The organism is Vibrio sp. PID17_43, from assembly GCF_002608565.1.
Lineage (GTDB): Bacteria > Pseudomonadota > Gammaproteobacteria > Enterobacterales > Vibrionaceae > Vibrio.
The window spans coordinates 105,391-128,240 of the sequence record NZ_LIXM01000010.1 but is presented as its reverse complement, the minus strand read 5'-3'; the positions used below and the strand labels follow the sequence as shown (position 1 = coordinate 128,240).

The 22,850-nt window shown below is 45.4% G+C and carries 18 protein-coding genes; 4 read left to right on the top strand and 14 right to left on the bottom strand.

What is annotated here, in order from left to right:
• Positions 1-25: 25 nt before the first annotated feature.
• The 5 genes from AK965_RS09375 to AK965_RS09350 all read right to left on the bottom strand — a co-directional run bounded on the left by AK965_RS09375 (position 26) and on the right by AK965_RS09350 (position 8,000).
• Positions 26-256: a FeoC-like transcriptional regulator gene (locus tag AK965_RS09375; RefSeq protein WP_099079345.1), complete on the bottom strand. Its 231-nt coding sequence runs from the start codon at positions 254-256 to the stop codon at positions 26-28.
• Positions 253-2,526, bottom strand: coding sequence for a Fe(2+) transporter permease subunit FeoB (feoB, locus tag AK965_RS09370; protein ID WP_099079344.1), 2,274 nt, complete (start codon positions 2,524-2,526; stop codon positions 253-255). The genes AK965_RS09375 and feoB overlap by 4 nt, the downstream gene beginning before the upstream one ends.
• Positions 2,526-2,753 carry a FeoA family protein gene (locus AK965_RS09365; protein WP_099079343.1) on the bottom strand — a complete coding sequence of 76 codons (228 nt, stop codon included), beginning with the start codon at positions 2,751-2,753 and terminating at the stop codon, positions 2,526-2,528. Before AK965_RS09365 ends, feoB begins: the two co-directional genes overlap by 1 nt.
• Before the next feature lie 782 nt (positions 2,754-3,535).
• Positions 3,536-6,916, bottom strand: coding sequence for an AraC family transcriptional regulator (locus AK965_RS09355; protein WP_099079341.1), 3,381 nt, complete (start codon positions 6,914-6,916; stop codon positions 3,536-3,538).
• Positions 6,917-7,124: 208 nt separating this feature from the next.
• Positions 7,125-8,000 carry a zinc ABC transporter substrate-binding protein ZnuA gene (locus tag AK965_RS09350; RefSeq protein ID WP_099079340.1) on the bottom strand — a complete coding sequence of 292 codons (876 nt, stop codon included), beginning with the start codon at positions 7,998-8,000 and terminating at the stop codon, positions 7,125-7,127.
• Positions 8,001-8,078: 78 nt separating this feature from the next.
• Here AK965_RS09350 and znuC point away from each other — a divergent pair, with 78 nt between their 5' ends.
• Positions 8,079-8,867, top strand: coding sequence for a zinc ABC transporter ATP-binding protein ZnuC (gene znuC, locus AK965_RS09345; RefSeq protein ID WP_099079339.1), 789 nt, complete (start codon positions 8,079-8,081; stop codon positions 8,865-8,867).
• The gene (znuB, locus tag AK965_RS09340; RefSeq protein WP_099079338.1) at positions 8,860-9,645 is read left to right on the top strand and encodes a zinc ABC transporter permease subunit ZnuB; all 786 of its coding nucleotides are present in this window, start codon (positions 8,860-8,862) and stop codon (positions 9,643-9,645) included. The genes znuC and znuB overlap by 8 nt, the downstream gene beginning before the upstream one ends.
• A 119-nt stretch (positions 9,646-9,764) precedes the next feature.
• Here the strand turns inward: znuB and sucD are convergent, their stop codons facing one another.
• The 8 genes from sucD to sdhC all read right to left on the bottom strand — a co-directional run bounded on the left by sucD (position 9,765) and on the right by sdhC (position 19,388).
• Positions 9,765-10,637 (bottom strand): succinate--CoA ligase subunit alpha, encoded by an 873-nt coding sequence (gene sucD / locus AK965_RS09335; protein WP_099079337.1) that lies wholly within the window; start codon positions 10,635-10,637, stop codon positions 9,765-9,767.
• Positions 10,637-11,803 (bottom strand): ADP-forming succinate--CoA ligase subunit beta, encoded by a 1,167-nt coding sequence (gene sucC, locus AK965_RS09330; protein ID WP_005426700.1) that lies wholly within the window; start codon positions 11,801-11,803, stop codon positions 10,637-10,639. Before sucC ends, sucD begins: the two co-directional genes overlap by 1 nt.
• A gap of 206 nt (positions 11,804-12,009) precedes the next feature.
• The gene (gene odhB, locus AK965_RS09325) at positions 12,010-13,218 is read right to left on the bottom strand and encodes a 2-oxoglutarate dehydrogenase complex dihydrolipoyllysine-residue succinyltransferase (RefSeq protein ID WP_099079336.1); all 1,209 of its coding nucleotides are present in this window, start codon (positions 13,216-13,218) and stop codon (positions 12,010-12,012) included.
• Positions 13,219-13,246: 28 nt separating this feature from the next.
• On the bottom strand, positions 13,247-16,072 hold the full coding sequence (gene sucA, locus AK965_RS09320) for a 2-oxoglutarate dehydrogenase E1 component (RefSeq protein WP_099079335.1): 2,826 nt from the start codon (positions 16,070-16,072) through the stop codon (positions 13,247-13,249).
• A gap of 92 nt (positions 16,073-16,164) precedes the next feature.
• Complete coding sequence (locus tag AK965_RS09315; protein ID WP_099079334.1) at positions 16,165-16,875, bottom strand: succinate dehydrogenase iron-sulfur subunit; 711 nt, start codon at positions 16,873-16,875, stop codon at positions 16,165-16,167.
• 15 nt (positions 16,876-16,890) lie between these two features.
• Positions 16,891-18,657 carry a succinate dehydrogenase flavoprotein subunit gene (gene sdhA / locus AK965_RS09310; protein ID WP_099079333.1) on the bottom strand — a complete coding sequence of 589 codons (1,767 nt, stop codon included), beginning with the start codon at positions 18,655-18,657 and terminating at the stop codon, positions 16,891-16,893.
• Positions 18,658-19,002 (bottom strand): succinate dehydrogenase, hydrophobic membrane anchor protein, encoded by a 345-nt coding sequence (gene sdhD / locus AK965_RS09305; RefSeq protein ID WP_099079332.1) that lies wholly within the window; start codon positions 19,000-19,002, stop codon positions 18,658-18,660.
• The gene (gene sdhC / locus AK965_RS09300) at positions 18,996-19,388 is read right to left on the bottom strand and encodes a succinate dehydrogenase cytochrome b556 subunit (protein WP_099079331.1); all 393 of its coding nucleotides are present in this window, start codon (positions 19,386-19,388) and stop codon (positions 18,996-18,998) included. Before sdhC ends, sdhD begins: the two co-directional genes overlap by 7 nt.
• Before the next feature lie 393 nt (positions 19,389-19,781).
• On the opposite strand from sdhC, the gene AK965_RS09295 reads away from it, so the two are divergent.
• Positions 19,782-21,071 (top strand): citrate synthase, encoded by a 1,290-nt coding sequence (locus AK965_RS09295; protein WP_099079330.1) that lies wholly within the window; start codon positions 19,782-19,784, stop codon positions 21,069-21,071.
• A gap of 110 nt (positions 21,072-21,181) precedes the next feature.
• Here AK965_RS09295 and AK965_RS09290 read toward each other — a convergent pair whose 3' ends face one another.
• The gene (locus tag AK965_RS09290) at positions 21,182-21,940 is read right to left on the bottom strand and encodes a Nif3-like dinuclear metal center hexameric protein (protein ID WP_099079329.1); all 759 of its coding nucleotides are present in this window, start codon (positions 21,938-21,940) and stop codon (positions 21,182-21,184) included.
• 132 nt (positions 21,941-22,072) lie between these two features.
• On the opposite strand from AK965_RS09290, the gene AK965_RS09285 reads away from it, so the two are divergent.
• Entirely contained in the window at positions 22,073-22,831 is a 759-nt protein-coding gene (locus AK965_RS09285; RefSeq protein WP_099079328.1) for a DUF1853 family protein, read from the top strand.
• Positions 22,832-22,850: the final 19 nt, after the last annotated feature.

The window sequence follows — 22,850 nt, the reverse complement described above, 5'->3', positions numbered from 1 at the left end:
GTTGTTTTTGCGTGATTACTTTTAGCTACATGGTCACTGTCAGTGACAGCCCATCTTGCCTTGTCACTGCGTAGCGAACACGGGTAACATCATGAGCTTTATTGGTGTCCACCAAACGCGTAATTCGACCTTTATTGATCCACACGCTCAACATTGCGTCGGCACCATCTTCACTCATCCCAAACTGCTTAGCCAGATCTGACTGGGAGACGGTTCCTTTGTCTACAATGTATTGATAAAGCTCTTTTAAAATCATACTACTTGCGCCTCTAGTGTACGTTGTTTTTCACCTACCCACTTAAAACCAATATACGTCGCAATAAAGATAGCGATAATCACGACTAGCCAAATTGAACTCCTCACAGGGTGAGCGAGTAAGTGCATTGCTTGGTAATAGAACGTCGCACCGAGATACGCCAAACCCATTGTCCACGCGGCAATAAAACGTGCAAACTTATGGCCGAACTCACGTACGTAAGCCCCCATCGCTGCCACGCAAGGTGTATAAAGCAGAATGAAGATCAGGTAAGCAAATGCTGCATTGCCAGACACAAATTGCGCCTTAATATTGCCGAAAATAGAGGCATCAACTTCTTGCTCAGCAGCAACAGCATTTGAGTCAGTTAGATCGCCCACTTCAATTCCTAACGGGTCTGAATAACTTAAGCCTGCGAAATTGTCAGGAATCGTCATCACGGCTTCCTCCAAACTCGCCATCAAATCAAAACCAGCCGACTCTTCGTCACTTAGCGTGGTGTATAGGCTGTTAAGCGTACCGACGACAGCTTCTTTCGCGAAGATACCGGTAATGATACCTACCGTTGCTGGCCAGTTGTCTTCTTGAATGCCGATTGGTGCAAATACGGGGGTGACCACTTGTGCCGCTTTAGATAGTACTGAGTTTTGACTGTCTTCGTTACCAAAACTGCCGTCGGTTCCCAACGAGTTTAGGAAGCTAAGCGCCGTAACCACGACCACGATGGTTTTACCAGCACCCAAGACAAAACGCTTCAGTTTTTGCCATGTTTTAATGACCACGTTTTGCAACGTCGGCAACTCGTAGTTTGGCATTTCCATGACTAGGCTATCGCTGCTACCTGGATAAAGCGTCTTTTTCAGGAACACCCCCGTAAAAATAGCCGCGATGATGCCCAATAGGTAAAGCGCAAACACCACGTTTTGGCCTGAGTCAGGAAAAAATGCCGCTGCAAACAATGCATAAACCGGAAGACGTGCACCACACGACATAAATGGCGCCATCGATGCTGCTAATTTACGCTCGCGTTCTTGATCGAGTGTGCGGGTTGCCATGATAGACGGTACGTTACAACCAAAACCAAGAACCAATGGGACAAACGCTTTACCCGGCAGTCCAATTTTCTGCATCACTTTATCAAGTACAAATGCGGCGCGCGCCATATAACCGGAGCTCTCAAGCACGGCAAGGAACAAGTACAAACACGCAATAACTGGAATAAAGGTCGCCACCGTCTGAATACCGCCACCGATACCATCAGCGATCACTGTCACTAACCAAACCGGTAAGTGTCCATCAAGTAAATAGTGTCCACCGTCAACCAACAGTGCGCCGACACCAATATCAAAGAAATCAATGAATGCACTACCGATGTTGATAGAGAACATGAACATGAAATACATCACAACAAAAAAGAATGGAATACCGACCCATTTATTCAAAATGAATTGGTCCAGCTTCTCTGTCACACTGCGACTTAACTTACCCTCACTACGGCGAACTTTCTTACATTGTTCGTGTAGATGAGTGTACTTGGTATCCGCCACCTGCAAATCAACATCAAGCTCCAACGTAGCAATCGCTTCGCTGACCACTTTGCGGTCAGCGTCAGACATGCTATTTAGCACTAATGCGTCTTTTTCTAATGCCCGAATAGCCAACGCCCGATGAGAAACAGTTTGATCATTAAAAAGGGTCGAGACGTTGTCGATCGCCGCTTCCATCTTGTCACCGTAGTTCAAAGATATATCTTTAAGAGCGACACCTTGAACGAGCGACTTGTGTAGCCTTTCTTTAAACTCAAAGACTTGTCCCTTGTTTGTGGCAGATATGCTCACGACAGGACAGCCTAGCGCTTTTTCTAGCTCGGCAACATTGATAATTTGACGTTCACGCTTAAGCGCATCCATTTTGTTTAATACAACAATCATTGGACGGCCTAGCTCTCGAAGTTGCAGCGTAATATATAAGCTACGTTCTAGGCTTGTTGCGTCAACAACGTTAATGATCAAGTCCGCTGGATGAGTTAATACTGCCCGAGATGCAATCGACTCATCGATGCTATTACTATCGTTACCGCTATCTAAGGAGTAAATACCTGGCAGATCGGTAACCAGAAAATCATCACCTGCATGCTTAAATTGACCCGTTTTCTTTTCTACCGTAACGCCCGCCCAGTTACCAACCTGCTGTTTGGCGCCTGTCAGACCATTAAAAAGCGTCGTTTTACCACTATTTGGATTACCAACCGTCAGAACTTGATACTGCATTACACTCGCTCCACTGTAATGTTTTGTGCAATGGTTTCTCTTAACGCGACAGAAACGCCACGCACTTCCACTTGCAATGGATCGCCCATTGGTGCACGTCTAATCACTTTTACTACAGTGTTTGGAAGCAAACCCATTACCATAAGCTTTTTTCTGACATCCGATGTAAGACCGTCTAACAGCCGAATTGTTACTGTATCTCCAGGTGTAATCTCTGATAACTTCATAGCGACCCTTAAAAAAATAAATACCAATGATAAGCATTATCATTAGTAATAATTAATTTGACGATGATACCTCGCTCTTCCTTCTGTTTTATTGTGTGAAATCAAAGATTGCACTTATGCCAAGCGTAATTCGCTACGTCAACTCCGTTAATATTAGACTCGTCACTTACGTCAAAATGAAAGAAAAAGCACACAAAAAAACACAACAAATACGCAACAAACAAAGTGCACATGAAAATAAATTCCTTATATTTCAATGTCTTAGCTACAAATCCGACCCTGTTGTCGGTTTTCTCATGTAAACTTGTCGTTATTTTTATAAGAAAAATAAGTAAGATTTCGTATAGTTAACCCATCGAGAGGGCGACCTCTCAAATAAATTCCAGAGGTGGTATGGCAACATGCCACTCCGGCAGCAAGCGAAGGTGTCATTGACACCCGTGGTATGGTCCCCCCGGCTATACCACGACTTTTTTTTCTACTCTTTCTTCATTACATCTCTCTTTAACTCCCTTTAAATCCAAAACATCGGCTCAGTACCCCCACATCACTATTACCTTGTGACGCATTATATTCTGGGGTGAACGTTCTATTACGCAAACCGTACACTCCTCACAACGAACCGCTGCCAGATCGTCTCCCTTACTGCGCAAGTAGTGTGCTTAAACTTAGCGACTGCAATCAAACCTCTTGAGTCATACCCTCGCTAGACGACGCCCATTGTGCCAATACAAAAAAGCCCAGCCTAAAATAGACTGGGCTTACTAATACGCTATTCAACACTACAAGCTAACTTGGCTATCTTGAGCCATCGCAAATTTTGATGGTGGTAACCCAAAGTGAAGTTTGAACTTCTGACTAAAGTAAGAAGGGTCATTAAAGCCGCAATTGAATGCAACCTCACTGATTTTTTCACCAGCAAGAAGTTGTTCACAAGCGGTCTCGAGACGTACTTCAGTAAGGTAATCTTTAAATGTTCTCGAAGACGCTGATTTAAAACGCCGCTGCAGACTTCGCTCAGACATAAACAACATTTTCGCAGCAGATGCAGTACCAAACTCCGCATCGTGATAGTGCTCAGCCACCAATTGGTAGATTCTCACCAACCACTCCTGCTCAGGCGGTACACTCTGACTCGGCTGCGGCTGCTCAACCTCAATAAACTCTAATAGTGGCTCATCGACATGACTAGGCTCTTGTGCACAAGGCCAAGTAATTTCAATCTTGTTTTGCGCATCAGAAGTAAACATCGAGAGCTGCCCACCACTGACGGCAACCAACTCCGGTAAATTATCCATACTCAAATCACCACCGCTAGACGATAAACGCGTTGTCGGTGCTTTACTTGGAAGCTGTGTCCCATGGTCAATAAAGCTTAATGAAACAACATCATGCCCTTGTTCAATGCTGACTTTAACCGATTGCCCGTGGAACGATCGTTTGATTGCATTGGCAAATATGCTGTTGAAAATTACGTCAAGATTAAAGCTTTCTAATGCAATACGGCTCATTTTATCATCGTCGTTAAGCTCGACTTTGATGCCGGCTTTTAAGAAATCTTCCTGCCATACATCCACCACAGATTGTGTTATCTGACTCAAATTGTAGTTTTGGCTTCCACCATGACGGCCTTCCGACGAATTATTAAGCTCTTTCAATTGCCAACTGGCTTTCGATATATGGTCCTGGGTTTCCGAATCTAGCTCCGTTGGGAGTCGATTTACAATAGCATCAATACTGGTTTTAATAGACCGAGCGACATGATCTACCAATAAGTTTCTAACTTGTATTTGCTTTCTAAGCTGTTGGTTACTGGCAAGAAGTACCCGGCTTTGGTGCCTTAACTGATTGGTTTTTAGTGTAACCTGAGCTGCCAATTCTCGGTTAGATTGTACAACATACCGAGAACGCCAATAAATCAACAGTATAATAAAAACACACCCAACGAAAACGAAACCAGCAATAGCTCGCTTTGACATAAACCATGGTTTTAGTACGACAAAGCGTGAATCCAATCCGATGATCTGTTTACCTAGCTGAGAGTCATTGCTCACTTGAAGGTGGTACTCACCAGACTTAAGGTATTCGAGTGTTAACACTTCCCCATCCAAGGACTGCCACTGCTCATTCTGATTTAAGCGATAATACAGATTTTGGTTATCAGATTTTGGCATTACACCAAATCGGAAGCTCAGCGAAGAGCCGTAAGGTAATTGCACCCCTTCGAGATCCGCACTGCCAACCTGAACCACTTCATTTTCCAACAGAACTTGGCTAAAAATAATTTTAGACTCTGGTGATTGCGAGACAAGCAGCTTCGATGTGTTCGCTTTTACCAGTCCAAATTTTGAACCAAAGATCAATTGTTGCTCACTGCCATCTGTGCGTTGATTAGCACTACAGACTCCGGATAAAAACTCATTATTTATTAAACCGGAAGAGGATGAATAGTGCTTTAAAAGTTGACCGGACAAATGGTAATAACTTAACCCGACAGAAGAGGCTAACCAGACGCCTTTTTTATCACTCAACATACAAGCTGGGCGTGAGTTTTCCAGGCTCATCTCCAGCACATGTTTCTCTCTACTGCCAGGGATGGTTTTAAAAATACCATAAGCAGAAGCGAACCATTGCGCCCCATCTGGAGTCGTCATGATATTAAGTGATTCACCGAATTGTTCTGAGAAGTGGTTAAAGCGGATCCGGTCGCCATCGTACTCATAGACACCATGATCTGTACCGATGAGAAGCAACGCATCTTTATCATAAAGTCGCGTTATTTTTGCTGGTAGGTGTTTACTTACCAGCCAATCACTACCAAAGTTTCTTACCTCCTGACTTTCTACATCAATATTAAAGAGTTGATAGCCACTTGAAACCCAGAGTCGAGTGGCACCATCAGCAACAATATGCTCGATTTGACGCCCAGTCAGGGTGTGTAAGTACGGAAAAATAATCGGGTTTAAACTGTCGAGATCGTAGATCTGTAATCCTGTTGACGTGGCAAGCCAGAGCTTTTCATTAAGAAATGTAAACTCATTAATTTGAGCGGGAATATTGAGCACATCCATGCTGCCTCGAGGCCCGGTGCGATACAGTTTATGATCATCAATAAACCACAAAGCACCATCAGGCCCGGGTAATATCTGCCTTAGTCGCCCAGATAAGGTGTGCGAGTCGTAACCACTAAAAGTGACACGTTCAAACGTCTTACTAAACAATGAGTGATAACGAATGCCTTGATTGGTCGCAATCCACATTCCTCCCATGCTATCGCTCAAAAGCGAGTAAACCTTGGTGTTGGCTATCTCCAACTCCAGAAAGCTAGCGGGCGCAACTTTCGATATTTCTCCTGTAAGAAAAGAGTAAAGATAGAGGCCATGTTCTGTCCCTACCCAATACTCTTGATTACTTTCAGCAAAGGTCAATACATGTGACTGCCCAACTTTGATCGCTGGGCTGTTGGGCTCGTATATATTGAAAATTAACGCGCCTTTCAGCGTTCCAACTAAAATTTCACGCCTGGTATGCGAATAATAGACTTTCTCTACATAATTTTTCCCAGAAGGGGTCACATGATTAAACCGCGTTCCCTCAGACAAATACACCCCAGATGTCGTTGCCAACACCCACTTAGTCTCAACAAAGATCGCGTCATTGATATAGACATAGCTGTTATTACTGTGCTGATACAATTGCAACAAAGAAAAAACGGTTAACGCACTTGTCGAAAGATCATACGTATAGAAGTTCGCTCCGTCACTGACCCAAATATACTTGCTTGATGCACCGATCTTGCGAATTTGAGAACCAGGGCTAAGACTAAATATGAGTTGCCGCTCTTGATTTGGGTAAGTCTGGTAAACCTCATTTTCGACAAAAGTCCAAAATGAACCGTTGTGATAAGCTAATTGTTCCGCTTTGTGCTTAAGAAAGCTTCCTGACTTTGGCAAGGTCTTTTGGCCGTCATAGAACAGCACTCGCCCTCGAACATCGTGAATCCATACCCCGCCTTCCACACCTGGAAACAGCTGTTTTGCTGCAATGAAAGTCCCCTCAGCCTGATTCGGCAAAGGGTAAAAAACCGCATTGGCATCACTTAAGGCAAATACTTGAAATGAGATGATAAAACCCAATACCACTCGGGCTAAATGGCGCAGCAAGATAAAATCCTTTCATTAATCTATTTATGGCGTTCCACGGTTTGCTCTGCCTTAAAAGCCAAGCATCAATGTCGTTATTTTTAGCCACTAATTATGAATAATGATATCTCAAATCCCTATAGAGAAAAGACTCGTCTTACCAAAGGTTTCAATTCTTACTGTTAGATCACGATAAAAAGTCGTCTCTCTTAGGAAAGCAACAATATTGTTACGGTTTCCCTAAACATTGGCTAAAGCTGTTAGCCATGTTTTGTAATAATACGAAATAGCTGCCTGATCGAACTTCAATGTCGCTTCCAAGAGGGTCAAGCGTACCATTGCTAACATCGCTACCGCGCAACACACTTTCAACAACTGCAGGAGTGAATTGTGGTTCAGAAAACACACATTCAACATCCCCAGCCGCCAGTGCCTTTCGTATATGAATTAATGTTTTTGCGCCCGGCTTGCGATCCGGTGTGACGGTAAAATGGCCAAGATTATTCATTCCGAAATGTTCTTCGAAGTACCCATACGCATCATGGAAAACGAAATACCCCTTATCTTGAATGGGTGCAAGTTGCTGCTCAATTTTAGCGTCGGTTACATTGAGTTGTTCTTCAAATTTGGCAAGATTCACTTCGTACTGATCTGCATTTACTGGATCCACCTCAGCTAACTTATTTGCCACAGCGAGCGCAACTTGTTTCACTGGTTCAACACCAAGCCAAAAGTGAGGATCGTGAGAGCCATGGTCATGACCATCATGATTGTGTTCAGTGTCATACGCGCGCAGTGCAAGACCTGGAATGTTACTCAGTGTGAACGTATTAGAACGTTCAGCCATCACTTTCTCTAAAAAAGGCTCAAGATCATGCCCATACCAGATAACCAAATCTGCAGAGGCGATGTTTCTAACATCCGACGGACGAAGTGCGTAATCATGAGGCGACGCATTAGATTGAAGCAATACTTGCGGTTGAGTAATACCGTCAGTCAACTCACTAACGATCATTTGAATAGGTTTAACACTAGTCAATACCGATATGGCGTGCGCTGGTAACGTTAGCATTGTCGCAGCAGCGAGAATTAGGACTCTTTTCATAGTTTTACTTGGGGGATCACGTGGAAAGTGCAATAATGTTACATTATAACATTATTGATTTGCAAATGAGTTTCATTCATGCCTTCATTAGCTCGTCTTGAACAGCTGTGTGTCGAATTTGACGGACGTCGAGTTCTTGATAACATCAGTATGGAATTAGAAAAGGGCAAGATCACAACCCTAATTGGTCCCAATGGAGCGGGAAAATCGACCTTAGTCAAGGTAATCTTAGGTCTTCAGAAGCCGACTAGCGGCCAATTAATCAAGAAACGTAGCTTGAAAATTGGTTATGTTCCTCAAAAGCTCACACTCAACGATTCATTACCACTGAACGTCATTCGCTTCCTCAATCTCGCTGGTAAATACAGTCAGCAAGAGTGTCTTGATGCGTTAAGATTAGTGGGCGCAGAACATCTTTTAAACCATAATATGCATCGCCTTTCTGGCGGTGAAACGCAACGTGTGCTGCTCGCTCGTGCGCTATTGCTACGTCCAGAGTTATTGGTACTCGATGAACCTGCACAAGGTGTGGATATTCAAGGCCAAATTGACCTATATGATTTGATTGAAAGCATTCGACACCGCTTTGACTGCGGTGTATTTATGGTTTCACACGATCTCCACTTAGTTATGGCAAAAACCGATGATGTGATCTGTTTGCAGCATCATGTCTGTTGCTCAGGTTCGCCAGCGACGATTACTCAGCATCCGTCTTATATTGCATTATTTGGCAATGCGACACGCGAATCATTGGCGTTTTATCATCATGACCATGAGCACCATCACCATGATTTATCTGGTTCGCCAGTAAAAGGGGATGCCACGTCATGCTCTCACCATAAACACGGACATTACCATCATGATTGAGTTTCTATTACCTTCTATCCTTGCAGGTATTGGCATTGCAATCATTGCTGGTCCACTGGGTTCATTCGTCGTGTGGCGCAAAATGGCCTACTTTGGGGATACCTTAGCGCATGCCTCATTAATGGGGCTTGCTCTGGGTTTTCTGCTTAACGTGAACCTTTATTTAGCACTTTTGGTGTGCTGTTTGGCGATTGCAGTATTGCTCGTCACATTACAAAAGCAACAACTGGTTGCGACGGACACCCTACTTGGTATCCTCGCCCATAGCGCACTCTCGATTGGCTTAGTCTCCGTGAGTTTCTTAGAGAATGTGCGTGTGGATCTGATGAGTTATCTATTTGGTGATTTACTCGCCGTTTCACCTCAAGATCTCATATTCATCTATTCAGGTGTCGTTGCTGTCAGCGCTTGCTTATACATTTTCTGGCGTCCACTGCTATCGAGCACCGTGAGCGAAGAATTGGCTGCTGTTGAGGGCGTAAATACCGACCTGATCCGCTTAGTGTTGATGCTAATGGTCGGCGTAGTGATCGCAATTGGAATGAAGTTTGTCGGTGCTTTGATCATGACGTCATTACTTATCATCCCTGCAGCTACGGCAAGAAAGCTTTCTGCAACACCAGAGCAAATGGCGTTACTTGCTTCTATTATTGGTTCTGTCGCTGTATTGATGGGATTAAGCCTTTCATGGCATTTTGATACCCCAGCGGGGCCATCCGTTGTGATTAGCGCAACGACCCTGTTTATTCTTAGCCAACTGATTAGGCGTAAAGCGTAATCGCACCGAGTGGTAAATATAGTGCTCATGCTTGAGACACAAATCAGGACGAGCCAACAGAAAAAGAAAAGCCTGCGAAATCGCAGGCTTTTTTAATGCTGATAAAGCAGTTTGGTCGATTACCAACCCGTTACTTCGCGTAAACCTTGACCAATCTCTGCTAGAGACTTCACTGTCTTAACACCAGCGGCTTCTAGTGCTGCGAATTTGTCTTCTGCAGTACCTTTACCACCAGAGATGATTGCACCTGCGTGACCCATACGCTTACCAGGAGGAGCAGTAACACCAGCAATGTAAGAAACCACTGGCTTAGTTACGTTTTCTTTGATGTAAGCTGCAGCTTCTTCTTCCGCAGTACCACCGATTTCACCAATCATTACGATTGCCTCAGTTTCAGGGTCTTCTTGGAAAAGCTTCAGGATGTCGATGAAGTTTGAACCAGGGATTGGGTCGCCACCAATACCAACACACGTTGATTGGCCAAAGCCTTCGTCAGTCGTTTGCTTAACGGCTTCGTAGGTTAGCGTACCTGAACGAGAAACGATACCCACTTTACCTTTCTTGTGGATATGACCAGGCATGATACCGATTTTACACTCATCAGGCGTGATAACACCGGGACAGTTAGGACCGATCATGCGAACGCCAGTTTCTTCTAGCTTCACTTTCACATCGATCATATCAATCGTTGGAATGCCTTCGGTGATCGTTACGATAAGCTCGATACCTGCGTCGATCGCTTCTAGGATTGCATCTTTACAGAATGGTGCTGGAACGTAGATTACTGTTGCTGTTGCGCCAGTTACTTCTACCGCTTCACGTACCGTGTTGAATACAGGAAGACCAAGGTGAGTTTGACCACCTTTACCTGGAGATACACCACCAACCATTTGTGTACCGTAAGCAATTGCCTGCTCTGAGTGGAAAGTACCTTGACCACCAGTGAAGCCCTGACAGATTACTTTAGTGTCTTTGTTAATTAGTACAGACATTATTTAGCCTCCGCAGCAGCAACAACTTTCTGAGCAGCATCTGTTAGCGACTCAGCAGCAATGATATCAACATCAGAATTTGCAAGAACTTCGCGACCTAGGTCAGCGTTAGTACCTTCTAGACGAACAACAACAGGGACAGTTACTCCCACTTCTTTCACTGCACCAATGATGCCTTCTGCAATCATGTCACAACGTACGATACCGCCGAAGATGTTTACTAGAACGGCTTTAACGTTGTCATCAGATAGGATGATTTTGAATGCTTCTGCTACACGCTCTTTTGTCGCGCCGCCACCTACGTCTAGGAAGTTAGCTGGCTTGCCACCGTGTAGGTTTACGATGTCCATTGTACCCATCGCTAGACCCGCACCGTTAACCATACAGCCAACGTTACCGTCTAGTGCTACGTAGTTCAGCTCCCACTGAGCTGCATGCGCTTCACGCTCGTCTTCTTGTGAAGGATCGTGCATTTCACGAAGCTTAGGCTGACGGTATAGCGCGTTTGAATCGATGTTGATCTTACCGTCAAGACACAGTAAGTTACCTTCGCCAGTAATAACCAGTGGGTTGATCTCTAGCAGTGCTAGGTCGTACTGAGAGAACATCGTGCCAAGACCCATGAAGATCTTAACGAATTGTTTGATTTGATCGCCTTCAAGACCAAGTTTGAACGCTAGCTCGCGACCTTGGTAAGCCTGAGGGCCTACTAGTGGATCGATTGCTGCTTTGTGGATAAGCTCCGGCGTTTCCTCCGCAACTTTTTCAATTTCCACACCACCTTCAGTAGAAGCCATGAAAACGATCTTACGAGTTGCGCGGTCAACAACCGCACCAAGGTAAAGTTCATTAGCGATGTTAGACGCTTCTTCTACAAGGATTTTAGTAACAGGCTGACCATTTGCGTCTGTTTGGTAAGTCACCAAGTTCTTACCTAGCCATTTTTGTGCGAATTCTTTTACGCCGTCTTTTGTATCGTGTAGCTCAACGCCGCCCGCTTTACCGCGGCCACCAGCGTGAACCTGACATTTTACAACTTTCTTTTCGGTAGTGATGCGACCCGCCGCTTCGAAAGCTTCTTGTGGCGTATCACATGCGTAGCCTTCCGGTACAGGCAAACCGAATTCTGCAAACAGCTGTTTGGCTTGGTATTCATGCAAATTCATTTTGATATTCCGTTTGTTTATCCCTTAAGGGATTTATTATTTCCATAACACCGCTTTGATTGCGGTACGTCTGTAGGGTCTTCTCAAATCAACTGCTATATAGATTATATCGGGGGCAGTTCAAGTGAAGGCCAGACGCTGAGCCAGTCTAGCCTTGGATGCCGTAAACGTCGAGTTACCAAAGATAACTCGACGTTTTAGCGATATTAAACGTCTAATAGCAGACGCGCTGGATCTTCTAGTAGCTCTTTAATCGTTACTAAGAAACCCACTGACTCACGACCATCGATCAAACGGTGGTCGTAAGATAGAGCTAGGTACATCATTGGCAAGATTTCTACTTTACCATCCACCGCCATTGGGCGATCTTGGATTTTGTGCATACCCAGGATTGCCGATTGTGGTGGGTTGATGATTGGCGTAGACATCAATGAGCCAAATACACCACCGTTAGTGATAGTGAAGTTACCGCCCATTAGCTCATCCACCGTTAGCTTGCCGTCACGGCCTTTGATAGCTAGCTCTTTGATGCCTTTTTCGATGTCAGCAAAACCTAGTGTGTCACAGTCTTTAAGTACTGGTGTTACTAGACCGCGTGGCGTAGAAACCGCCATGCTGATATCGAAGTAGTTGTGGTAGACGATGTCATCACCATCGATAGATGCATTCACTTCTGGGTAACGCTTCAGTGCTTCTGTTACTGCTTTCACGTAGAAAGACATGAAGCCTAGACGGATGCCATGACGCTCTTCGAATTGATCTTTATATTGCTTACGAAGGTCCATGATTGGTTTCATGTTCACTTCGTTAAACGTGGTCAGCATGGCCGTGTTGTTTTTCGCTTCTAGAAGACGGTTTGCCACTGTCTTACGTAGACGCGTCATTGGAACACGTTTTTGACTGCGAGCCGCTGCTGGCGCTTCAACTGCCGCAGGCGTTTCTGCTTTCGGTGCTGCTTTTGCGTTTGCAAGGTGCGCTTCAATGTCTTCACGAGTGATTCGACCGCCAACACCAGAACCTTTCACCTGGCACGCTTCTAGGTTGTGTTCAGCTAGAAGACGACGAACCGCTGGGCTTAGCGCGTCACTGCTCTCCTCTGTCAACACCGCTTTATGACGTTTATCTGGAGATGCTTCTGTTTCTTCTGTGGTATCTGCTGTTGGCTCACCCGCAACAGCACCCGGCTTAAGTCTTGCAATTAGTTGTTTAGAAAGGACTGTCGCGCCCTCTTCTTCAATAATGGCTTCTAATATTCCCGCTTCCGGAGCAGGAACTTCAAGCACAACTTTATCCGTTTCGATATCAACCAGAACTTCATCACGCTCTACTGCGTCGCCTGGTTTTTTGTGCCATGTCGCTACGGTTGCATCTGCAACTGATTCAGGTAAGTCTGGAACCAGAATTTCAATTGTCATAACTGTTTCTTCCTTTAACTTCTAGTTCTTAATTCGAAGTTTTTGAGTTCACATTCAGAGCGTCTTCAACCAACGCTTTTTGTTGTTTCAAGTGCACCGACATGTAGCCTACTGCTGGCGAAGCAGAGGCAGGGCGACCTGCGTATTTAAGATCTGCGCCTGCTGGAATAGCAGCACGGAAGTTGTGTTGGCTACAGTACCAGGCCCCCTGGTTTTGAGGCTCTTCCTGACACCATACGAAATCTTCAACATTGGTGTACTGCGCAATTGCCGCTTGTACTTCATCCATAGGGAATGGGTACAGCTGTTCAATACGCACAATAGCAACATCATCTTGTTCGTTGTTGCGACGCTGCTCGAGAAGGTCGAAGTACACCTTACCTGAACAGAACACAACGCGTTTCACTTTACTTGGTTCCAGATTGTCAATTTCTGGAATTGCTGGTTGGAATGTACCATCAGATAACTCTTCCAACGTTGAAGTACAAAGTGGATGACGCAGTAGCGACTTAGGCGACATAACAATCAGTGGACGACGCATTGGGCGCACCACCTGACGACGGATCATGTGGTAAACCTGCGCTGGTGTAGATGGCACTACAACCTGCATATTCTGCTCAGCACATAATTGTAGATAACGCTCAAGACGCGCTGAGGAGTGCTCTGGGCCTTGGCCTTCGTAACCATGCGGTAGCAACATTGTTAGACCACATAGACGAGCCCACTTTTGTTCACCGGATGAGATGAACTGGTCAATCACGACTTGTGCACCGTTTGCAAAATCACCGAACTGGGCTTCCCAAATGGTCAAGCCACTTGGCTCTGCTGTTGCGTAACCGTATTCAAACGCCAATACCGCTTCTTCTGACAACACTGAGTCAAAGACTTGGAATGGACCTTGTTTGTCATGAATGTTCGCTAGCGGGATGTAGGTGCTTGCGTCATTTTGATTGTGCAAAACTGAGTGACGGTGGAAGAACGTACCACGGCCTGAATCCTGACCGGAGATACGAATACGTTTACCATCATCAACAAGCGTTGCGTAAGCCAATGTCTCAGCCATACCCCAGTCAATCGCTTTCTCGCCACTGATCATGGCTGCACGGTCGTTGTAAAGCTTGTTCACACGGCTTTGCAGTTTATGACTATCTGGGTATTGAATCAGACGTTGACCGAGCTCTTTAAGGCGAGTCGCATCAAATTTATTGTCCCACTCTACATCCCAGTCGTGGCCTAAGTATGGAGACCAGTCAACCGAATGCAACGCCATCGGGCGCCATTCTTTAACCACAACTTCGCCTTTATCCAGCGCGTCTCGGTATTCATTGACCAGTTGCGTCGCAATTTCGATGTCTGATTCGTTTTTGTCAATCAATACGTCAGCGTAAAGCTTGCGAGGCGTTGGGTGCTTCTTGATTTTTTGGTACATCAATGGCTGAGTTGCATTCGGCTCATCCGCTTCATTGTGGCCATGACGACGGTAACAAACCAAATCAATCACAACATCACGTTTGAACTCGTTGCGGTAATCCAATGCGATACGCGTTACGAAAGCGACCGCTTCTGGATCGTCTGCGTTAACATGGAAAATAGGAGCCTGCACCATCTTCGCGATATCAGTACAGTACATGGTCGAGCGCGTATCACGAGGGTTAGAGGTTGTAAAACCAACTTGGTTGTTTACAACAATGCGCACTGTACCACCAACACAGAAACCACGAGCTAAAGACATATTGAATGTCTCCGCCACAACCCCTTGACCAGCAATCGCCGAGTCACCGTGGATCGTAATTGGTAACACGCGACTGCCATTTTCATCACCTAGGCGATCTTGACGCGCACGAACCGAACCAATCACTACTGGATTTACGATCTCTAGGTGAGATGGGTTAAACGCCAAAGCTAAGTGAACATCACCGCCTGGCGTTGCAAAATCTGCAGAGAAACCTTGATGATACTTAACGTCACCCGTCCCCCAAGTTTCGTCATGTTTACCCGCAAACTCATCAAACAAATCTTGTGGCTTCTTACCAAGAACGTTGACCAACATGTTCAAACGTCCACGGTGAGCCATACCGATAACCACTTCACGCATGCCGCTCTTACCAGCATGGCGAATCAATTCTTTCGTCATCGGAATCAGTGCATCACCACCTTCTAGCGAGAAACGCTTCGCACCTGGAAATTTAGCTCCCAAATAGCGCTCTAAACCTTCAGCTGCAGTCAATTCTTCTAAGAAAGTGCGCTTTTCGTCTTTATCGAAAGATGGTTGACCAACCACAGACTCAAGACGCTGTTGAATCCAACGTTTTTGCTCTGTGTCTGTCATGTGCATGTATTCAGCGCCAATCGAACCACAGTAGGTTTTCTTCAGTGCTGAGTAGATGTCTTTCAACTGCATGGTCTCTTGGCCAATGGCAAAAGAACCGACGTTGAAAGTTTCTTCGAAGTCATCTTCGGTGAGATTGTGGAATACAGGGTCAAGCTCCGCCACGGGTGGGCGTTGCCATAAACCTAGAGGATCGAGCTCTGCAGCTTCATGACCGCGGAAGCGGTATGCGTTGATAAGCTGAAGAACTTTTACTTGCTTAGCGTCGACATCTGGATCACTAACTTGGACACTGTAATGCTTCGTTTCTTGAGCGAGTCGTCGGAAGTAGTCACGGACACGCGAGTGTGGCTGTTCGGCCACTTCTTCAGAGTTCTTAGGCAACTCATCAAATACACGTTTCCACTCCTCACTTACCAGATCGGGATCACTTAGATACAGTTCGTAGAGGTCTTCTACATACGTTGCATTGGCGCCAGCCAAGTGTGAAGACTCGAGCCATGCCTTCATCACGCCGTTGTGCATATTTTCCCTTAACCAGTAGTTTTCACGTTTGCTTCGGTCTGCGCCGAGCTATTAAGAGCCGACTCTATTGAGTCGGCAATTTTTATTGTTAATTAAATCGAACGATTCACCAGCATCGACTTGATGTGACCGATGGCTTTCGTCGGATTTAGTCCCTTAGGACAAACACTTACACAATTCATGATGCCATGGCAACGAAAAACGCTAAATGCATCATCAAGATTGGACAAACGTTCATCAGTGGCCGTATCTCGGCTATCAATTAACCAACGGTAAGCGGCAAGAAGACCTGCTGGACCGATAAATTTATCTGGGTTCCACCAGAATGATGGACACGAAGTTGTGCAACATGCACACATGATACATTCATACAACCCATCTAAATGCGCACGTTCATCTGGCGATTGCAAATTCTCTCGTGAAGGTGGCAGTGTGTCATCATCAATCAAGAAAGGCTTAACTTTCGCATAGTTATCATAGAACTGCGTCATGTCAACGATAAGATCACGCACAACGGGTAAACCAGGCAAAGGTCGGATGACAATTTTCTCGCCTTGCAATGCAGAGAGCGGTGTAATACAGGCTAAGCCGTTTTTACCATTCATGTTCAAACCATCAGAACCACATACACCTTCACGGCATGAGCGACGGAATGAAATACTTGGATCTTGCTCTTTAAGTAGAATTAACGCGTCCAGAACCATCATGTCTGAACCTTCTTCCACCTCAAGTATGTAATCCTTCATGTATGGTTTGGTATCTACATCCGGGTTGTAACGATACAAAGAGAAGTTCAATTTCATAGTCATACCCTCCCTTTAATAAGTACGTACTTTCGGCGGGAAAGCTTCGCGGTGCACTGGCGTCATGTTGACATCACGCTTAGTCATCGCTTCAGTTTCCGGGTTATAGATAGAGTGACATAGCCAGTTATCATCATCACGCTCAGGGAAGTCAAAGCGAGCATGCGCGCCACGGCTTTCTGTGCGGTAGTTTGCTGCTACTGCTGTCGAGAATGCGGTCTCCATGAGGTTATCTAACTCTAGACACTCAATGCGCTGCGTATTGAACTCCGATGACTTATCAGCTAGGTGCGCATTTTGCAGACGTTCTCGTATCACTTTTAACTCTTCCAGACCTGTCGCCATCGCATCACCTTCACGGAACACCGAGAAGCTATTTTGCATGCAAGATTGTAGGTCTTTACGAATTTGAACTGGGTCTTCACCACCAGTACTGTTCTCCCAACGCATAGTGCGCGCTAAAGACGCTTCGATGTCAGATTCTGTCGCAGGACGAGCTTCCGCTTGTGCAGCCAGTGTCTCACCAAGGTGTAAGCCCGTTGCACGACCAAATACCACAAGGTCAAGCAGTGAATTACCACCGAGTCGGTTTGCGCCGTGCACCGAAACAGATGCAATTTCGCCACAAGCGTACAGACCTTGAACCTCAACATCCGTGCCGTCAGCCATCTGTTTAATCGCTTGACCTGAAACCTGTGTTGGAACGCCACCCATCATGTAATGACAGGTTGGGATAACTGGAATTGGCTCTTTAACCGGATCCACGTGTGCGAATGTACGTGAAAGCTCACAGATACCTGGTAGACGAGACTCAAGTACGTCTTTACCTAGGTGATCCAGTTTAAGCTTGATATGTGGGCCCCAAGGACCATCACAGCCGCGACCTTCACGGATTTCTATCATCATTGAACGCGCTACTACGTCACGACCTGCAAGATCTTTCGCATTTGGAGCGTAACGTTCCATGAAGCGCTCGCCGTCTTTATTTAGAAGGTAACCACCTTCACCACGACAACCTTCTGTAACAAGAACGCCTGCGCCAGCAATACCCGTTGGATGGAATTGCCACATTTCCATGTCTTGCATCGGAACGCCAGCACGAAGTGCCATACCAACACCGTCACCAGTATTGATGTGGGCGTTAGTTGTCGATGCGTAGATACGACCCGCGCCCCCCGTAGCGAGAATGGTTGCTTTCGACTTGAAATAACAAATCTCGCCTGTTTCCATACAGATGGCAGTACAACCCATGATCGCACCGTCTTGGTTTTTCACCAAGTCGAGTGCATACCACTCAGAGAAGATGGTTGTTTTGTGTTTTACGTTTTGTTGGTAAAGCGTATGAAGAAGCGCGTGACCGGTACGGTCTGCCGCCGCCGCTGTACGAGCAGCCTGCTCACCACCAAACTCTTTAGACTGACCACCGAACGGACGTTGGTAAATAGAACCGTTATCAAAACGAGAGAATGGTAGCCCCATTTTCTCTAGTTCGATAACCGATTCAGGGCCGTTTTTACACATGTACTCAATCGCGTTCTGATCGCCGATGTAATCAGAGCCTTTTACTGTGTCGTACATGTGCCATTGCCAATCGTCCTTGTGCGAGTTACCAAGCGCAACTGTGATACCGCCCTGTGCAGATACCGTATGAGAACGAGTTGGGAAAACTTTAGATAGCAAAGCACAAGATAGGCCTTGCTCCGAAATTTGTAGTGCAGCGCGCATACCTGCACCACCAGCGCCGATTACTACGGCATCAAACTCACGAACTGGAATAGACACTTACGCACCCCACAGAATAAATAGACCAGAGAAGACATAGCCGAATAGCACGGCAATAACACCAAGTTGCAGCGCACCACGAAGTTTCGCGCACTTAATGTAATCGGTGAATACTTGCCATAAACCAATCCACGCATGGATCAACACAGAGACAAGTGCCAACATGGTGAAGACTTTAGTGAATGTTCCACCAAAAAATTGGGTCCAAGATGCGTAAGAGATATCTGAGAAAGCACAGAAGCTCACCAGATAAATTGTATACAGCGTCATAATGATGGCGGATGCACGAATCAATAAGAAATCGTGAACACCATTACGACCAAATGAAGAAACGTGTTTTACCATACCAAGATCCCCGCCAATAGTGATAGCACTACAGTTACACCAAACGTGACTTTAGCGCTCATCGCGCCTGAATCTAGTTCTTCGAAGTGGCCTAGGTCCATCAGTAGGTGACGAACACCACCAGCAATGTGGTAGGCAAGTGCAGTTAGAATTCCCCATAGAATGAATTTCACGAAGAAGCTATCGACAACGTCAGCGGCTTCCATAAAACCCATCGGGGACGACAGAGAAATGGACAGTAACCAAAGTAGTATACCCACCGCAACAAACGTAATCACACCTGACACACGGTGCAGGATTGACGCGATTGCTGTGATGGGAAAGCGGATGGTCTGTAAATCTAAATTAACAGGTCTTGACTTTCTTTCTTTCACGGGCTTGCTCACTCAGCTCCATTGAGCATTTATTGTTATAACCAATTTCAGCTTCCAAACGCATAAAAGTTAACATCTAATTAACAAACACTCAGGGTAAACCCAGAGTTAGTTGTAAATTAATTGTTAACACCGGAATCTACAAACAAACCTCACTTTTGTTTCTAGCCCCGAATTTATAAGGATTTAACTAAAATTTTCTGTGCCAATATACGACCAGTAACATTCCAATACAATTGATGTAACAAATTATGCTACATGGAACAGATTTTTAACGATTTTCATGTGAAAAATCATAACAAGTGCACACAAAAATGGAGAAAAATTGACTTTAAGCTTTAACAACAGTAAAAAATGTCACATATACATCCTGGACGGATTAAATAATAAACAAAGGAGATTGTTATGGCGGATAAGAAAGCGACCCTTCATGTCGAAGGTCATGCGCCAATCGAGCTGCCAATTATGGACGGTGCCCTCGGTACACCCGTAATTGATGTTCGTAAACTGGGAGCCAATGGTTACTTTACTTTTGACCCTGGTTTTCTTGCCACTGCATCTTGTGAATCATCAATCACCTATATCGATGGCGGCAAAGGGATTCTTTTGCACCGTGGTTACCCGATTGATCAATTAGCCAATAACGCAGATTACTTAGAAGTGTGTTACATCCTGCTTTATGGTGAAGCACCTACACGCGAACAATACGAGCAGTTTAAAACAACCGTTACTCGCCATACTATGGTACATGAGCAAATCGCAAGCTTCTTCCATGGTTTCCGCCGTGATGCTCACCCAATGGCAGTAATGTGTGGTGTGGTTGGCGCATTAGCAGCCTTTTATCACGACTCATTGGATATCAATAACGATGAGCACCGCGAAATTGCCGCTTATCGCCTGATTTCAAAAATGCCAACCCTGGCGGCAATGTGTTACAAATACTCGATCGGCCAGCCATTTATCTACCCTCGCAACGACCTAAGCTACGCTGAAAACTATCTACACATGATGTTTGCTAACCCATGTGAAGAATACGAGGTTAATCCAGTAGTCGCTCGTGCGATGGACAAAATCTTTACGCTACATGCGGACCATGAGCAAAATGCTTCAACATCTACTGTTCGTCTAGCTGGTTCGTCCGGCGCCAACCCATTCGCCTGTATTGCCGCAGGTATCGCATCTCTATGGGGACCAGCTCACGGTGGAGCAAACGAAGCGTGTCTGAAGATGCTTGAAGAGATCGGCAGCGTAGATAACATTCCAGAGTATGTAGAGCGTGCAAAAGACAAGGATGACCCATTCCGCCTGATGGGCTTTGGTCATCGTGTTTACAAAAACTACGATCCTCGCGCGACGGTAATGCGTGAAACCTGTTACGAAGTTCTTAAAGAGCTGAATATCAAAGACCCACTACTAGACGTAGCGATGGAACTTGAGCGCATTGCACTTTCTGACGAATACTTCGTGTCTAAGAAGTTATACCCGAACGTAGATTTCTATTCAGGCATCATCCTAAAGGCGATTGGCATTCCAGTATCGATGTTTACGGTTATCTTCGCGATTTCTCGTACTATCGGTTGGATTGCTCACTGGAACGAGATGCACAGTGATCCACTAAATCGTATCGGCCGTCCTCGTCAGCTTTACACTGGTGAAACGCAACGCGATTTTTCACCACTGCATGAGCGCGAATAAGGTTTTAGGATCTAGGTTCTAGGTTCTAGGATCTAGGATCTAGGATCTAGGATGCGTATAAAGGGTTTCGACTCACGTCTCAACCCTTTAATTTTTGTTGTACGGTGAACTTACACTGGATTATCAATATCAATAAATTCTACGTCGAGGCAATGCTCTTTTTCTAGCCACTCACCTAACGCTTTAATGCCGTAACGCTCTGTTGCGTGATGACCCGCTGAGAAATAGTGAATATCCAACTCACGAGCACTGTAAGTTGTGCGCTCTGAGATCTCCCCCGAAATAAATGCATCTAAGCCGTGTTGTGCCGCCAGTTCAATATAGTCTTGTCCACCGCCCGTGCACCAACCAACCGTCTTTATCATCTTGTCTGCATTTTCAGGAGCAATATGCAAAGGCTCACGCTTTAATACTTGATTGATTTTGTTAGCAAACTCAGCACCTGTCATCGCGTATTTTAAACGACCAAACATAGCCACAGATTGAGGATGACCTTCAAGTCCGCCTTCAACTTCAATTTCCAATAAACGAGCAAGTTCTGCGTTGTTACCGAGTTCTGGGTGAATATCTAACGGTAAGTGATAGCCATACAGGTTGATGTCATTTTTAATCAAGCTACGGATGCGCTTCCCTTTCATGCCGCGAATGGGCTCTGGCTCGCCTTTCCAAAAATACCCATGGTGAACAAGTAGCGCATCTGCCTCTAATTCAACGGCTTTATCAATCAACGCTTGTGAAGCGGTTACGCCTGTCACGATGCGTTTGATTTCAGACTTACCTTCCACTTGCATACCATTAGGTGCATAGTCTTTAATAAGTTGCGGCGACAGTTTCTCGTTAAGGATCTTTTCTAGCTGAAAATTATTCATTTTTAATTCCAATACTTGTGGCTTGAGCAAAGTGTATATCGAACCGCAATCCAGATGCCAGTTGTGACATCCCCAACTCGCTTAAATTTCGATACAATAGAAAGGCTTTGCCTGTAACAACCAGGATAATGGATGAATTCTCTACAACGTTTCTATCAATGGATTGCTAGCACCCCGCCACTTTTTAAACTTCACACGCCCTTTGTCAGCGTCGAAGATATTCTGGCACCACCTCTATCGGACAATGAAGTCTACGATGGCAATCCACGACTTGGCTTCCTTTACCAACACCTTTGTACCAAGCTGCTGACTTGCTCAACTCGATATGAATTGATTGCTGAAGAGATTCAACTCAATGACGCGACTGGCCGCACCATTGGTGCCGTCGATTTGATCCTCGAGAATCAGGAGACCAAACAACACGAGCATTGGGAAGTGGCCATCAAGTTTTACTTACTGCATGAAGGTATTTGGTATGGACCGAATGCTCACGACCAACTGCACAAGAAGCTCGATCGCATGCTCACTCACCAACTAAAGATGAGTCAGAGAGAAGAGTTCCACCAACAGTTACCGTTAGACAATATACCGAGTGAGCACCTCCTGATGCAGGGACGTCTTTACGTTAACCCCTTTTCGACAGAACCTATCCCGACAAGCTGTTTAGGCTACGAACTAGACCCGAATCAAATATCCGGTTATTGGTGTTATCAGAGCCAATGGGAGCAAATTGAACAGCCACTTTACGCCCTTTCCAAACCATTATGGGCAATTGGAACTGAAAAGCATGAAGACCCAATAAGCAAGCCATCAGGTAAATTCATCCATGCACAAACTCGGCTTGGCCAATTTTGGTTTGTGGTGCCAGATTCATGGCCAAATAACCAATAAGCTTTGGACTAACATGGAT

Excerpts from the sequence above, each read along its gene's own strand:
- odhB (WP_099079336.1), bottom strand. The coding sequence starts at position 13,218 with ATGACAATTGAAATTCTGGTTCCAGACTTACCTGAATCAGTTGCAGAT.
- AK965_RS09350 (WP_099079340.1), bottom strand. The coding sequence starts at position 8,000 with ATGAAAAGAGTCCTAATTCTCGCTGCTGCGACAATGCTAACGTTACCA.
- sucC (WP_005426700.1), bottom strand. The coding sequence starts at position 11,803 with ATGAATTTGCATGAATACCAAGCCAAACAGCTGTTTGCAGAATTCGGT.
- sucD (WP_099079337.1), bottom strand. The coding sequence starts at position 10,637 with ATGTCTGTACTAATTAACAAAGACACTAAAGTAATCTGTCAGGGCTTC.
- znuB (WP_099079338.1), top strand. The coding sequence starts at position 8,860 with ATGATTGAGTTTCTATTACCTTCTATCCTTGCAGGTATTGGCATTGCA.
- AK965_RS09375 (WP_099079345.1), bottom strand. The coding sequence starts at position 256 with ATGATTTTAAAAGAGCTTTATCAATACATTGTAGACAAAGGAACCGTC.
- feoB (WP_099079344.1), bottom strand. The coding sequence starts at position 2,526 with ATGCAGTATCAAGTTCTGACGGTTGGTAATCCAAATAGTGGTAAAACG.
- AK965_RS09285 (WP_099079328.1), top strand. The coding sequence starts at position 22,073 with ATGAATTCTCTACAACGTTTCTATCAATGGATTGCTAGCACCCCGCCA.
- AK965_RS09365 (WP_099079343.1), bottom strand. The coding sequence starts at position 2,753 with ATGAAGTTATCAGAGATTACACCTGGAGATACAGTAACAATTCGGCTG.
- AK965_RS09295 (WP_099079330.1), top strand. The coding sequence starts at position 19,782 with ATGGCGGATAAGAAAGCGACCCTTCATGTCGAAGGTCATGCGCCAATC.
- znuC (WP_099079339.1), top strand. The coding sequence starts at position 8,079 with ATGCCTTCATTAGCTCGTCTTGAACAGCTGTGTGTCGAATTTGACGGA.
- sucA (WP_099079335.1), bottom strand. The coding sequence starts at position 16,072 with ATGCACAACGGCGTGATGAAGGCATGGCTCGAGTCTTCACACTTGGCT.
- AK965_RS09290 (WP_099079329.1), bottom strand. The coding sequence starts at position 21,940 with ATGAATAATTTTCAGCTAGAAAAGATCCTTAACGAGAAACTGTCGCCG.
- sdhD (WP_099079332.1), bottom strand. The coding sequence starts at position 19,002 with ATGGTAAAACACGTTTCTTCATTTGGTCGTAATGGTGTTCACGATTTC.
- AK965_RS09315 (WP_099079334.1), bottom strand. The coding sequence starts at position 16,875 with ATGAAATTGAACTTCTCTTTGTATCGTTACAACCCGGATGTAGATACC.